This is a genomic window from Nocardia sp. NPDC050697 (genome assembly GCF_040654395.1).
GTDB lineage: Bacteria > Actinomycetota > Actinomycetes > Mycobacteriales > Mycobacteriaceae > Nocardia.
The window spans coordinates 314,508-327,460 of record NZ_JBFAHY010000004.1; the positions used below are offsets into that span (position 1 = coordinate 314,508).

General features: G+C 66.3%; 12 protein-coding genes. 2 read left to right on the top strand and 10 right to left on the bottom strand.

The window, feature by feature from the left end:
* Position 1 precedes the first annotated feature (1 nt).
* Genes AB0H71_RS17025 through AB0H71_RS17065 form a run of 9 tightly spaced genes read right to left on the bottom strand, consistent with a single transcriptional unit; the run spans position 2 to position 6,359 of the window.
* Positions 2 to 1,111: a radical SAM protein gene (locus tag AB0H71_RS17025; protein ID WP_357021180.1), complete on the bottom strand. Its 1,110-nt coding sequence runs from the start codon at positions 1,109 to 1,111 to the stop codon at positions 2 to 4.
* 13 nt (positions 1,112 to 1,124) lie between these two features.
* The gene (locus tag AB0H71_RS17030) at positions 1,125 to 2,240 is read right to left on the bottom strand and encodes a radical SAM protein (RefSeq protein ID WP_357021183.1); all 1,116 of its coding nucleotides are present in this window, start codon (positions 2,238 to 2,240) and stop codon (positions 1,125 to 1,127) included.
* A complete protein-coding gene (locus tag AB0H71_RS17035) occupies positions 2,237 to 3,028 on the bottom strand; it encodes a nucleotidyltransferase domain-containing protein (RefSeq protein WP_357021185.1) in 792 nt (263 codons plus the stop codon). Before AB0H71_RS17035 ends, AB0H71_RS17030 begins: the two co-directional genes overlap by 4 nt.
* On the bottom strand, positions 3,025 to 4,473 hold the full coding sequence (locus AB0H71_RS17040; protein ID WP_357021188.1) for an FAD-dependent oxidoreductase: 1,449 nt from the start codon (positions 4,471 to 4,473) through the stop codon (positions 3,025 to 3,027). Before AB0H71_RS17040 ends, AB0H71_RS17035 begins: the two co-directional genes overlap by 4 nt.
* Positions 4,463 to 4,699, bottom strand: coding sequence for a hypothetical protein (locus AB0H71_RS17045; protein WP_357021191.1), 237 nt, complete (start codon positions 4,697 to 4,699; stop codon positions 4,463 to 4,465). The genes AB0H71_RS17040 and AB0H71_RS17045 overlap by 11 nt, the downstream gene beginning before the upstream one ends.
* A gap of 49 nt (positions 4,700 to 4,748) precedes the next feature.
* Entirely contained in the window at positions 4,749 to 5,048 is a 300-nt protein-coding gene (locus tag AB0H71_RS17050; protein WP_357021194.1) for a hypothetical protein, read from the bottom strand.
* A gap of 45 nt (positions 5,049 to 5,093) precedes the next feature.
* On the bottom strand, positions 5,094 to 5,489 hold the full coding sequence (locus AB0H71_RS17055; protein ID WP_357021197.1) for a hypothetical protein: 396 nt from the start codon (positions 5,487 to 5,489) through the stop codon (positions 5,094 to 5,096).
* 13 nt (positions 5,490 to 5,502) lie between these two features.
* On the bottom strand, positions 5,503 to 5,997 hold the full coding sequence (locus AB0H71_RS17060; RefSeq protein WP_357021200.1) for a DNA-directed RNA polymerase subunit beta: 495 nt from the start codon (positions 5,995 to 5,997) through the stop codon (positions 5,503 to 5,505).
* Entirely contained in the window at positions 5,994 to 6,359 is a 366-nt protein-coding gene (locus tag AB0H71_RS17065) for a hypothetical protein (protein WP_357021203.1), read from the bottom strand. Before AB0H71_RS17065 ends, AB0H71_RS17060 begins: the two co-directional genes overlap by 4 nt.
* 250 nt (positions 6,360 to 6,609) lie before the next feature.
* Here AB0H71_RS17065 and AB0H71_RS17070 point away from each other — a divergent pair, with 250 nt between their 5' ends.
* Positions 6,610 to 7,722 carry a hypothetical protein gene (locus AB0H71_RS17070; RefSeq protein ID WP_357021205.1) on the top strand — a complete coding sequence of 371 codons (1,113 nt, stop codon included), beginning with the start codon at positions 6,610 to 6,612 and terminating at the stop codon, positions 7,720 to 7,722.
* Positions 7,723 to 7,744: 22 nt separating this feature from the next.
* The gene (locus tag AB0H71_RS17075; RefSeq protein WP_357021208.1) at positions 7,745 to 8,671 is read left to right on the top strand and encodes an inositol monophosphatase family protein; all 927 of its coding nucleotides are present in this window, start codon (positions 7,745 to 7,747) and stop codon (positions 8,669 to 8,671) included.
* A 47-nt stretch (positions 8,672 to 8,718) separates the two neighbouring features.
* Here AB0H71_RS17075 and mobF read toward each other — a convergent pair whose 3' ends face one another.
* On the bottom strand, positions 8,719 to 12,873 hold the full coding sequence (mobF, locus tag AB0H71_RS17080) for a MobF family relaxase (RefSeq protein ID WP_357021211.1): 4,155 nt from the start codon (positions 12,871 to 12,873) through the stop codon (positions 8,719 to 8,721).
* Positions 12,874 to 12,953 lie beyond the last annotated feature (80 nt).

Genomic DNA, 12,953 nt, shown 5'->3' on the forward strand with positions numbered 1-12,953 from the left:
GTTACCGCAGGTCGATGAGCCGATGTTCGGTGGCCTGCGGTTCAACCGGCATGGACCACAGCGGGCAGACCGGTGCGGTCTGCTGGTCGCATTCGGAGCTGCGTAGCGTCCGGTCGAGGTGGTCGTAGGCGGCGCATCCGCCGCCGCACAGCGACCCGTGCGGGCAGCCGCGGCAATTCGCGCTCACCTGGTTGACCAGCGTCAGTTCGGTCACCCCGCCCGGCGCGTCGGTGCGGGGCACGATCTGACCATCCCGGACCACACCGTAGTGCAGGTCGGTGTCGAAGAACGCCGAGCAGATGTAAACCCGGCCGTCCGGGAAGATCGCGAGGCGTTCCAGGTTCCGGGCCGTGCACCCGCCGTACCCGGCCGCCCGCAGGTCGGCCAGCTTGCTCGCTTCCACGAACGCGGGCGGGTAGAAGATTCGCACTCGCCGGCCTGCGGCCGCGTCGCGGATCTGTTCACAGAGCCGCATCCACTCCGCGGGGTCGAGTTGGAGTTCGGGCCGGTCCTGGCCGAGGCCGGTCGGGGTGAAGTAGTGGAACGACAGCATCTCCAGCCCGAGTTGTTCGGCGAGGTCGATCGCGGCGAAGACGTCGGCGGCGTTGTCGCGGGTGATGGTGAAGATGGCGCGCGTCTGGAATCCGGCATCGACGGCGCGTTTCATGCTGGCCAGCAGCGGCCGCCAGGTGTTCGGGCCGCGCATCGCCTCGTGGGTGTGGGGTCGGGCGCCGTCCATGCTGAAGGAGAACGAGTCGATCCGTTCGTCCAAGCTGGGCCAGGTCCGGGCCGGGATCAGCCCGTTGGTGGTCAGGACGGCCTTGTATCCCTGGCGTTTGCACACGTCCAGGATTTCGCCAAACTGCGGGTGCGTCGTCGGCTCCCCGCCCAGCAGGTAGACCTTGTACTGCCCGGAGGTGATGCGCAGGGCGGCCAAGAGCTGATCGACGTAGGCGGGTGTCATGCGGCGCTCGCGGTCGAGGCGTTCGCCCATGTAGCAGTGTAGGCAGCGGAGCGGGCATTTCTCGGTGATGTAGAGGAAGACGAACGGCTCGCGGGTCGCTGTGGCAGCGGCTGCGAAGGGTGTGGAGTGTGTGAGGATTTTGGTCACGGTGGGTGTCCGATCAGCGCAGGGCGTGCAGGGAGTCGGCCGGGCGCGGTCCCCACGCGGAGACCGTCCACAGGATGCACAGCGGGGTGGTTTCGCGGTCGCAGGCATACCAGCCGTCGTAGGCCGGGATCTGCGAGTACGCGGGGCATCCGCCCCCGCAGGTGCCGATGTGTTCGCAGCCGGTGCAGACGGGGTCGGCGTGCAGGTAGGCGTTGAGTTCGTTGCCCGGAGCGGTGTTGAGCACGAGGTTGCCGGTGTCGTCGAACTGGGCGAAGTGGCGTCCGCCGTCCATGAAGACGGGGCAGGCGTAGACGGTCCCGTCCGGGTAGACGTGCGGGCGGTCCAGAGTCCGGGCCGGGCACCCCGGATAGCCGCGCTCGAACCACTGGGCTTGCTGGTCGGCGGGAACGAACGTCGGCGGGTAGTACACCGCCAAGCGGCGCTCCGGCGGGTACGCCTCCAGCTCGGCGCAGAAGTCCATCCATTCCGCCGGCGCCAACGGTTCCAGCATCCGCCCGCCGTTGCCGGTCTTGCCGAGATTGTGGTAGCTGAGCGTGTGAACCCCGCGCTCGGCGAGGAACGGGATCAGGTCCAACGCACCCTCACGGTTGGTCCGCGAGATCGTGCACATCACTCGCACCTGATAGCCCCGGCTCACCGCGGCCTCGATGTGGCTCACGACCTTGCCCCAGTTGTGCGGGTTGCCGCGAATCTTGCGATGTGTCAGCGGATTCGCCGATTCGAGGCTGAAGTTGAAGGAGTTCAGTGTCTCGGGCGGTACCGCATCGAACACGGCGTCATCGAAGTCGCCGTTGCTTGAGATGGTCACCTGGTAGCCGCGCTCCCGCGCTGCCAGCACGATGTCGCCCAACTCCGGGTGCATCGTCGGTTCGCCGCCGAGCAGATACAGCTTGTCGTGCCCGCCGGTGATTTTGAAGTAGTCCATGATCTCGATGGCGCGCGCCACGCTCATGGTGTTGGCGTCGTTGAGGCGATCGTTGCCGACATAGCAATGGCGGCAACGCAATTGGCACGCCGTGGTCGGGTACAGGAACACGAACCGCTCGCGCGGCTGGGCATAGATCGGCTGTCGTACGCCCGGCAATCCCAGCGGGACAGTGGTTGTCACCGCAGCCTCCTCAACGCGTCGGTTGCCGGGGTGGCGAGGCACTGGGAGGCCAGTACCGCCGCCAAGTCGCTGGCCGCGTCCGGCAAGGGGCACGCCGCCGGGTCATCGGTCGGCTCAGTCATTGGCGGGCGATCGACAAGGGCCTTGGACCTCCAGGTCAGATCCGGCCCGAACCAGCGCTCGAGCCCGATTCCCACCGGGGTATCCGCCCACTGCGAGGTGTTCGCCAGCGTGGCGAATGAGTGCGCCAGCAGCGCGTGTCGGCTCTCGTCGGGCAGTCGCAGTTGTCCCTTGTAGGTCTGAACGCGCGGCATCGGCCACCTAGCGAAATACCGTCGTGCCCGCTTGGTCAGTCCGTCCAGGATCGAGGCCGGGTCGAAGACGCAGATCTTCGGTTCCTCGAGCATCTTGAACACGACATCGCCCTTGCGGAAGATGCTGAGCGGGCAATCCGCGAGGTAGCAGGCCGACTGCTGGATGGCGGGCACCGCCTCGAGGCAGCGCTCGGTGTAGCTCAGTAGGCCCTCGAGGGTGGGCAAGTCGAAGACCTCGCCGCAATGCTCGTACTTCAACCCCGCTGTGCGGTGCAGCTCCCGGAACTGCTCGGCGAAGTCGGCCTCGCGTGCTCTGTGCGATTGCCGCAGGATCACCACGGTATCGACATCGCTGGTGGGCTTGTTGGCTCCGCGGGCATACGAGCCGCCGACGTAGGCGGCGAGCAGATTCCCGCCGAAGAGCTGTCGAGCGAGCTCGACCGTGCGCCCGGCTATCGGTGGTGGTTGGTTCATCCGGCCAGTCCTTCCATCCAGGGGGTTGCAGAGGTGCCGAGAATCGCTTCGGCCGCGGCGAGGCCGCCGACCGCGGCTTGCACGATGCCTTGGGCCAAGCCGCCACAATCGCCGACGGCGTACAGTCCCGCCGCCGAGGTCTCGAGGCTCGGGGAGACGATCAGTTCGTCCCAGGTGTTTTCCAGCTCGAGCCCCATCACGCCGACTTGAGGGTCGATCCCGTCCCGGTGACCGGCGAAGAACCCGATCAACTCATCGAACGACTCGAGCAGGGCTGCGTGGATCTGCGGCGGCAGGATCGCCGCGAGGTTGGCCGCCTGGTAGTCACGCACCGACGGTGTGACGCCGGATCGGGCGGTGAACTCCTCCACGCTGGCGCAGTTCAGCCGTTTCGCACGGAAGTCGGGGAGCCATTGCAGAACGGGCTTGCCTGGACGATCGGTCCGCAATCGGCGGTAGGGGCCGATCAGCTCAGAGTCGATCCGTTCGTTGTCCCAGGGCTGGCCGTCGCCGTCGCGTAGCTGGGCGAGCAGCGCGAAATTCGCCGTCGCGCCACCGGCGGCGGGTTCGGCGATCACGTGCCCGTCGAGGAGGGTGTATCCATCGCGGGCGTAGTCGGTGAACTTGATCCGTCCCCCGCCGGCCCCGGCGCAGAAGCAGAACGTCTTGACCTTCACCCCGGCCTTGACCAGGGTCGTTTTGAAGTCGTCGTGGATGGCAGAGCCACCGGCGAGAAGGTGCGCTGGTGCCTCGAATCGCACTCCGACCGAAGGCGCCGGGCGCGTGAACTCCAACCCCAGGCTGCGGATCTGGCGATGCCACCAGCTACGCCCGCGTCTGCCGACCGCTGCGACCACCGCCGCGGCGCGGACAGTCGTCTCGCCGTGACGACGGTCGCGCAGCCGTCCCGACCACCCGCCGGAGTCCTCCTGGACCAGCGACAGCACTTCGGTGCCCAACCGCATCTCCAGCGTGGGCCACCCGGTGAGCCGCGTGTGCATCCGGTCCACGAAGGCCATCACCTCCGCGCTGGTCAGGGACGCGACCGGGTAGTCCTTCACCGGGAACGGTGACCGGCTGCCTCGAGCGCCGCGAAATTGCGGCATCGGTGAGTCACACAACGCACCCAATGCCTCGTGTTCCAGCTGGGTCGCTCGCGCCGGGCCCAGCCGCTCGGCGAGCCTGCGCCCGCTCGGAAACCGGCTGAGCTTCACGCCGTCGCCGTAGTGGATGCAGCCACCGAAGCCGGAGATCACGTTGCAGATGCCCCTACAGCCGTGGCATGCACGCATCCGGTCCACCGGGCACATCCGCACCGTATGCGGACGGCCGACATCGACCGCGAGGACCCGCGCACCCGCGCGCGCCAATCGGTCAGCTGCCACGATCCCCGCAGGACCGCATCCGATTATCAGCACGTCGAGGGCGTCAAGGTCAGTACTCATCACTGGTCCCGGTAGCTATCGGCGACGGCACGCTGGGCTCTCGGGTCTGCTCCTGGCGGTGCAGCGCGAGTTCGATGTCGGTGAGGGTTCCCGACTCGATGACACGCCCGCCCGTAGCGACCAGTTCCCAGCCGTATGGAGGGGACTTGCGCTGCTGCACCCTCATGCCGTGTGCCCTGGCCTTCTGCTGGGCTTGGCTCAGTCGGTTCTCTGTCGGGTCGCTCATCGGCTCCTCCGTTGTTTATTTGCCGGGCTGTGGCACGGCCGGGGTGCGGTTACGGCCGCTGCGGTCGACGAGGTATGAGCCCGGTAGGGACCAGCAGTCCGCACGCGAGAGTCATCGCGGTGTATCCGGTGCCGAAATGCGCCAGGTCCGGGGCGATGACGACCTCGGCCCCTGCACGGGCGGCGGCGGTGATGATGTAGGTGATGGGCATATACGTGCCGTGATCGATGGTCACGACCTCGGCGAGCTGGAGAGTTTCAGCGCGGGCGAGTTCAGCGATGACGGTGCAATGAGCGGGCTCATTACCGGGCAAATCGAGATGGATGAGTCCGATCGCTCTGTCGCACAAGGGATTTACCTCGTCTCCGAAGCGGCTTCGGGTGGTTTCGGCGGTTCAGAACAGGGCATTGTTCGTCGTCTTGTCGTAGAGTCGCGCGGCGCCGGGCACCCCGGAGTTCTGATAGGAACGGACCATGAGCACGACATGATCAGCCGCGTCGGGGTAGTCCCTGGTCTCCTCGGCGATCACCCGCGACAGCTTTTCTCGCGCCGAATCCTCGAAGCTGCGGATGCCGAGTTCACCGATGATCACCGAGCCGTCAACGCCATCTCTGCTGACCACCCCGTCGGTATTGAGCCACGCGTCCAGATTGGCCAGCAGGAATACCGCGTAGAGCAAGCGAGCGTGCTGGTGGTGGCGCGGGACATTGCCCGCGAGCGCGGCCAGCAGATCGGTCGAGGACGGCAACGCTGTCGGTTCGGCAGCCGGGAGCGGCTTCGATTCGGACATACTCGCGGGCCCTTCACGCATGAGCGGGGATACGGGGAATACGGGTGGTCGTCGCGTTCTCATTCATCGCCGATAGCGCGGCTCTGACCGAGCCGAGAACGACCAGCCCAGAGGGCCGGTACGGACCGGGTGGGGCGGTGATCCAACCCCGGTAGAACATGCCGCGCCCCTGCGGGGAAGGCAGCGGAACTTGCGTGCCGCGAGCGAGGATCGCCACCCGGTGGCCGTTCCACAGCGGGGCCTCCCGTGCCGCGACAGCGGCGGGAACCTCCGAGCGGATCAGGAAAGTCCACACCGCCCTGCGCGGGTTGCACACGATCGGTCCACCGCCCTGGCGCCGCCAATCAAGGTCGATCTTCACCAATTGCCCTATGTGTGAGGGTATTTCGACTGCCCACACCAGTCCGACACGGACGTTGATCCCACCGGTGGCAGGGTCGACCGTCGCCGGTAGGTACAGGGTGTTGCGATAGAACAGGCATCGGTTGCGCGCGGTATCGGTGGTCACGGCTCTTCTCCGGACCGGGCTCGCGCGTCCGCGATGGCATCTACCGCCCGTACCTGCGCAATCAGCTCGGCCACCGCTTCGGCGGGTGGCTGTCCGGCATAGGTGGAGGCGTCATTCGCGGTGATCAACTCTTCAGACACGAGGCGCGCCAGCAACCTGGAATAGCCCCCGGCGCCGGGAGTCCGCTTCTCGCATCGGACGAGCAACGCACGCGCGCTTACGGCCTCCTCGTCCGGCTTCGGGGCGGTATCGCTGTCGGGAACGCTCACCGGTACCGCCGCCGGCGGGTGATCGACGGTGTTGTAGCGGCGCAGGCGTCGGATGCTCATGTCGGCGGCTGGCTTGTACTGTCCGCAGGTCATGGTCGCTATTTCCTGCTTTCGAGGTCGGGTTTCACTACCCTCGCAGGCGACCTGCCGGGCACACACCTGCTCGACGGGACGAAGCCGGTCGGATTCTTGGGCGGTCTGACCTGGGGTTTAGAGCATTCGGAGGAGCTTGCCCATTTGAATGGGTAACATCGCGCGCTATACCGTTACCGGCTCCGGGGAGGGGTTGTCAGTCATGGGAATGTCATCGAGGCCGCAGGGAGGCGGAGACCCGAGTCGGCCGATGAGTCCTCAGGCGCGGGGGCGCGAACTGGCCGCCCAGGGTAAGAGGCTATGGACTGAACTGGGTTCGGTGACAGGTGCGGCCTGCGAATTGATGGCCAGATATCCGGATGTGCCCAGTTTGCAAGCGTACCGGTACGCCGCTGGACTCTCGCAGGACCAAGCGGCAGCGCGCTACAACGAGGTGACCGGAAACCAGACCAGCCTGGGGGGTACTTCGATCAATGCATGGGAAACGTGGGCGCGGCGCCGAGGTCAGGGTTCACCGCCTCCAATGGCGAGTGTACTCATATTGTGCACGGCCTACGGCAGAGGTCCGCTTGGAATCTCGAACGAAGATATCAGTCCCACCGAGATTGTTGCCGAGGCATATGAGCGCCTGCCAGCAGAGGATCAGTTGGCACTCAAGAAATTCTCGCAAAGCAGAGCGGGAATCGCTGGAGAGCTTCCGTTGGACACGGATGGTCGCCACGTTCTCCGCAGGGCCTTCTCGCACTCGGATCACATCAAGCAGATCGGCCCAGAATTCACAATCACGGTCCCGACCGTCGAGTATGGAAATCCCGAAATAGACGTGTTCAGTCTGCCGAATCCCAGTCCCGGTCGACTGCTCGATTTGACTTGGGAGACGTTCGGCTATGGTGTCGAGAGGTTGTCGCAGCAAATAAAGAATCTAGGTAAGCGGCTCGACGTCGATATCTGCTTCGGAGTCAACGAGGCCGGCTTGGTAATGGCCACTTTCCTGGCGTCCTCCAGACTCTCCCGCTGCTCGATCGGCTATCTCCGCTGCAACAAAGTACGCGACGGAATCGACCTCGACGCAGCGTCGTACTACCCAGACGCCAGGGAATCCCCGACTATCGTAATATGCGACTTCGAGGTCAAGCACGCGGACGTGATCGGCTTCCTTGCCGCACGGATACGAGAGCGTTACCCGAAAGCCGAACTGTACTTTGCCGTATTCGGGGCTATGACCAAAGATCGCAAATTGGAAGTAGATAGTTTCGATGATTTGACCGGCGCAGCAATCATGCGGGCCGCGGAGTTTGAGGCGATCTTTATTGCCAGCACAATGAGTCCTCCCGGCATCGAACCCCCATTAGAGCTGCGCTGAATTCGAGCAAAGGCGGAATTTCATGAATGAGCAGACGACCGCGCAGCTCGCCGAGCACATCGCCAGCGCCGTGGTAGCTATGATGACCGAGTTGCGGCCCCGCCTGGTGCAAGCGGCGCTGACGGGGCAGCATTCAGAAAATCAGAACCTCCGACACGAGGACAACTTCCTTTCGGATCACGACCTATGGATGCACGCGCGGTACAGGGAAGTCCTTGCCGAATATATTCCCGCGTTCATCTACGCATCCGAGGAAGCCGATCCACAAGTGATTGGCGCTGAAATGGAACCGGACCTGTGCGTGCTGGTCGACCCCTTGGACACAAGCGAACTTGCCGTGCGATCGTTGCACGGCTACACCCATGTAATGGTCTATTCCCGATCGTTGAGACGCCCGATTATCGCTATTGTTGGCGATATTTTTCACCACGTCCAGCTTTACGTGGGACTGCGAGGTGAGGCGGGTGATGATACTGCATTCGTAGTTACCGCAGACGGCAATCGTTATTCCCTGAACTGCCCGTCGAGTGCCCAACTTTCGGAAGCGCTTGTGACCAACTACCTCATGCGCCCTGATGAGCGTTTCTTGCCTCTGTCTCGACAGAGTAGCTTCATTGAAGCCCTCAGTGCGCCAGCAGAGGACGGGAAACGTAAGGGGCGAATCGGAGTCGACTTCGGATCTGTCAGTTTGTGCCATGTTGCGGCCGGATTCACCGACGCTACCATTGAGATCGCGAAAGGATTCGCGGTCTGGGATTTGTCGCCGGGCCACTACATCCTGCATGCAGCTGGCGGAGTAGTAATCGACCTCGACGGAAACATCATTTCGCTTGACAGTGGCCTCAACAGTCTTGAAGAGATCAATTACGTCATGAGCACCCGGCAGAAGTTTATTGCCGCTGGAAATCGAACGCTTGCGGACCAGATTCGCCAAACCCTCCAGTCATAAAGTCGGGAGGCGCTGCGCACTGATGTGCGTCGCTACCGCTCCACTTCTCACCAGTCGACTCCGTGGCCTGCATTGGGTCCGGGATCGGCGGGATAGGGGCCGAACTGGTCGCTGTCGTTGAAGGGCGAAGCCTCGTAGTCGGTGAAGTCGCCGAGGGCGGCGGCGTCGACGGCATCAGCAATTGCCAGCCCCATCGGGTCAGGTTCGGGCTCGGTAGTAGTGGTCGGCTGCTCATGCTCGGAGGTGTCGTCGCGGCTGGGTGGTGCAGGGACTTCGCCGGGGTCGATTTCCAGGCGTGCCCAGAGGGCAGCGGCGGGCATCTCGTCGGGTAGTGGCCGTGCCCGGCCGGCCTGGGTGAGCTGGTGCGCGATGTCGTGTCCGGCGGCTGCTGCGGTGTCGAGGTGGGTGGCGATGCGTGGCCAGGTGGGATCGGTACTGATGCGGGGGTCGATCCGGTCCACGGTGGCCGCCCACCGCTGCTGCGGCGAGTCGGTGTCATCGCTGGTCTCGGCAATGCGGCGGTCGAGTAATTGTTGGTAGTCGCGTTCCGCGGCGAGCGGCCGGGTGGGGCCGGTGGGGCGGTGGTCGCTGTCGGGGATGTCAAGCCCTGCCCGCCAGACCGCAAGGTCGGCCAGCAGGTCGGGGCTGGTGCCGAGCAACGGCCGCGCCCAGTCGGGGGCGGTCGCATGGGTCCAGGTGTAGGCGGTGTCGGTGATCTGGCGGGCGAGTTCGGCCACGATCCGCTCTCGCGCCTGCACGGGCGCGGTGACTTCTGTTCCGGTGGCTGTGGCGGCGGCGGGCAGGCCGGGTGTCCAGGGCAGGGGGCCGGGGCCGGTGGCGTGGCGGCCGGTGGCGTCGAGCCGCCAGTCGAGCACGGCGGCGGGGTCGTCGGCGGTGTCGAGCTCGTGAGCAGACACGGCGGCACGTAGTTCGGTGACGGGGTCGGCTCCGGTGAGGGCGAGCATGGCGAGGTGCTGGCGCAGGACCGGGTAGGCGGGGCTGTCGGTCAAGCCTGGGACGAGGCGGTCGGCGGTTCGGTCGATCGCGGCGAGTTGCGTTGTGCCGAGGGCGTTTTCGGCGTTGAGTCCGAGGGTGTCGAGGTAGGTGTCGACGGCGCGGCCGATGCGGCGGGCGGGGTCGAGTGCGTCGCGGAGTTCGGTATGCGCGGAGGGGCGGGTGCCGTCGCGGTCGAGGACGTGTTGGAGGTGTTCGACGGCGGTGCGGGGGTGGTGGCCGGGCAGGGTGTAGATGTCGCCTTCGTCCCCGGTGAGGGCGGTGGCGATGTAGGCGTGGTTGGCGTGGCGGCCGCGGGTCATCGCGACGTAGAGCTGCTGGCGGGACTCGCGCCCGGTCAGGGCGACGTGGCAGGTGTCGGTGGTGATGCCCTGGGCGGAGTCGATCGTGGCGGCGTAGCCGAGGTTCAGGTGTTCGCGCACGTACTCGGCGGGCAGGTGGACCAGGGTGTCGGTGTCGCGGCCGTGCACACGCCGGGCGAGGGTCACTGTGTGGTCGGGGTGGACGTCGCGGAGGGTCCAGGTGTAGCCGTTGCGGACCCAGTCGTGTTCGCCGAGGCGTAGGTGGGGGTCGTTGCGGCGGGTGCGCACGGTGTCCCCGGCCGAGGCCACCGACCCATCACCCAGGACTACGAACGGCCCACCGGGCGGCAGGGCGGTGCGGGCGAGACGGTCGGCGCGTGCGCGCAGGTTCAGCACGGCGGCGATGTCGTGGGTAGGGGCCAGCATCACTGCGTCCGCACCGGCTGCGATGTCGGCGGCCCACGCGCGATAGGCGTCGTCGTAGACGGTGCCCCGGTGCCCTGCGTGGATGCGGCCGTTGTCGAGGTACCAGGCCAGCGCGGTCGGATCGCCTTCGCGTAGCCGCTTGGAGGCGAGTGCTTCCCCGCGCCGTGCGAAGCGCACGACCTCGCTGAGTTCGGGTGCCTGGTGCGGTGAGGCGTGGGCCATGTCGGCATCGACACCCCCGGCATCGATGGCGGAGAGTTGCCGGTCGTCGCCGATGCAGCGAACGGTGGCGTTTCTGCTGGTGAGGTACCGGAGCAGCTTGAGACGTTTCGTGGTGGGGATGGTGACGTGTTCATCGACGATGACCAGCGTGGCGATGTCGATGTCGAGCACCCATTGCGGCAGGTTCGGCGGAAAATCCGACATCACGACGTTCTGCGGCTGATGGCCGTCCAGGACGTGCAGGAGCTTGTCGACGGTTTCGGCGCGCGCACCGATCGACTCGCTCAGCTCGGATGCGGCGGCGGCCGTGGGCGCCAGCCCGAGCACGGTCCCGCCCGCGTCGGTCCACGCGGAGGCGAGGACTCGCATGGCGGTGGTCTTGCCGGTACCGGCGGGGGCGTTGGCGCTGTGCACGCGCATCCCGGCCGTGGCGAAGGATTCGATGACCCGGACCTGACCAGCGTTGAGGGTCTGGCCGGGGTGTGCGGCGTTGTAGGCGGCGACGGCGAGGGCGACCGTTGCGGGGTCGAGGACGGCTCCGCCGGGCTCGACGGCGAGCGCGATCAGCTCGGCTTCGGCGGCCATCGTGGATTCGGTGGTGTAGATCTGGGCGTTCGCGCGCGTGTGCACGGGGGTGCCGTCGCGGCGGCGCAACCACGCCGGAACCGCACGCAGGTCCGGCTGCGCGGCGATATCGGGGTCACCACGCGCCACCGCCGAAGACGGTGAGAGCGCCTGTTCGAGCACCGCAGCGGCGACCTGTGACCACTGTTCGGGGTCGACGGTGCCGCGCATCTGGCGTTCGATCTCCGCGCGAAGATTGAACGCGCGCCAGGTCGCCCGCTTGCCCGACACCGCCGCCAACGCTTGATCGGCAAGGTGGGTGATGAACGCCCGATCCGGCACCGGACGCACAACGGGCGCGGCCGAGACCACGCGCTGCACGACTGCATCCACCCCGGCAGGACCGCCGATCAGCTCCTGGGCCTGGGCGAGCCAGTCGGCGCGCTGCTCGCTGCGTGAGCCGGGGGCGTGTTTGCCGGGGCGGGTCTCGAGGGTGGCGCGCTGGGCGAGCTTGTGCACCTCGTCGGGGGTGGGCTCGCGCCCGAATGTGGCTTGCCAGGCGGCGGTGAGGGTGTCGAGGCGGTCGGTGATCGCGGCCCCGCGCCGCGACCACCGAGCGATCAGCGGCAGCGGAACCCCGGCGATTTCACGCACCCGCACTTTGTCGGGGTGGCGGTCGGGGCGGGTGTAGAACTGCACGCCGAGCGCGGTTTCCAGGTGGTGTTCCAGGCGGGTGTCATAGATTTCCGAGACCGTGACCACGGCCTGATGAATGACGGTGCCGTCGATGGTGCGCCACTTCCCGTCATAGGTGCGGACCCTGTTGGCGATGAGGACGTGGGTGTGCAGGTCGGGGTCACCGGCGCGGGAGTCGCGGTGGTCGAAACTGGCCGTGATGGAACCTTGTACGTCGACCTGGCGGACGCCGTTGCGGCCGAGCCTGGTGAACAGCGCGTTGTCTTCCAGCCAGCTCAGCGCGTCGGCGATGGCTGCGCGGTGGGCGGCCTCGATCTGCGCGGCCAGTCCCGGTCCGGCGATGGCCCACAGCGCCGACACTGACTTGACCGGGCTGAACGTGAAGTCGAACCCGGCCACGGCGGTGCGGTCCGGGCGCGAGTTCTTCGCGACCCATCCTGACAACTCGCGCGGGTCCAGCGGTGCGCGCTGGTATTCCGCGGTGAACATCTGCGTCGCGACCCTGGTGCGGATCTGCGCGCGGATCTCGTCGGGGATGTGGGCGGTTACGCACTCCCCGTGCTCGGTGTTGTAGTCCCGATACGCCGCAGTCAGGGCGGCGCGGTAACCGGATTTCGAGGCGTAGACCGCGTACCGGCTGCCCAGATCGGCGGCCTTGTCCGCGAGCTTGGCGGCTTGGGCGGGCGGTACCCCGCCCGCGCGGTGCTCGGCGGCGGCGCGTTCGCGAATGAGGTCGGCGTCGGGGTGAACACCGGTCCCGAACAGGTTGCGCATCTGGTCTTCGGTGACCTCCGACCCCTCGCTGAGGCCGAGCGCTGCGAGTCCGCTGCCCTGCCACGTTCCGGGCGCTTCACCGTGCTCGGCGTAGTACTCCGACAACGACGTCCGGCCGCGCGCCGTGGTGTCGTTGGCGGCGGTGTTGCGCAGGTAGTACTCGTAGCCGTTGCCTGCGGCGACCTTGTGCATGGTCGCGACCATGCCTCCATGAAGCGCCTACTACACTTCGTAATTCAAGTGCGAAACCCTTGAACATAGCGTGATCAGGCACAATTCGGGGT

Bases quoted from the DNA above. Each gene is read 5' to 3' on its own strand.
- AB0H71_RS17070 (WP_357021205.1), top strand. From the start codon at position 6,610: ATGAGTCCTCAGGCGCGGGGGCGCGAACTGGCCGCCCAGGGTAAGAGG.
- mobF (WP_357021211.1), bottom strand. From the start codon at position 12,873: ATGGTCGCGACCATGCACAAGGTCGCCGCAGGCAACGGCTACGAGTAC.
- AB0H71_RS17055 (WP_357021197.1), bottom strand. From the start codon at position 5,489: ATGTCCGAATCGAAGCCGCTCCCGGCTGCCGAACCGACAGCGTTGCCG.
- AB0H71_RS17045 (WP_357021191.1), bottom strand. From the start codon at position 4,699: ATGAGCGACCCGACAGAGAACCGACTGAGCCAAGCCCAGCAGAAGGCC.
- AB0H71_RS17035 (WP_357021185.1), bottom strand. From the start codon at position 3,028: ATGAACCAACCACCACCGATAGCCGGGCGCACGGTCGAGCTCGCTCGA.
- AB0H71_RS17075 (WP_357021208.1), top strand. From the start codon at position 7,745: ATGAATGAGCAGACGACCGCGCAGCTCGCCGAGCACATCGCCAGCGCC.
- AB0H71_RS17065 (WP_357021203.1), bottom strand. From the start codon at position 6,359: ATGACCTGCGGACAGTACAAGCCAGCCGCCGACATGAGCATCCGACGC.
- AB0H71_RS17040 (WP_357021188.1), bottom strand. From the start codon at position 4,473: ATGAGTACTGACCTTGACGCCCTCGACGTGCTGATAATCGGATGCGGT.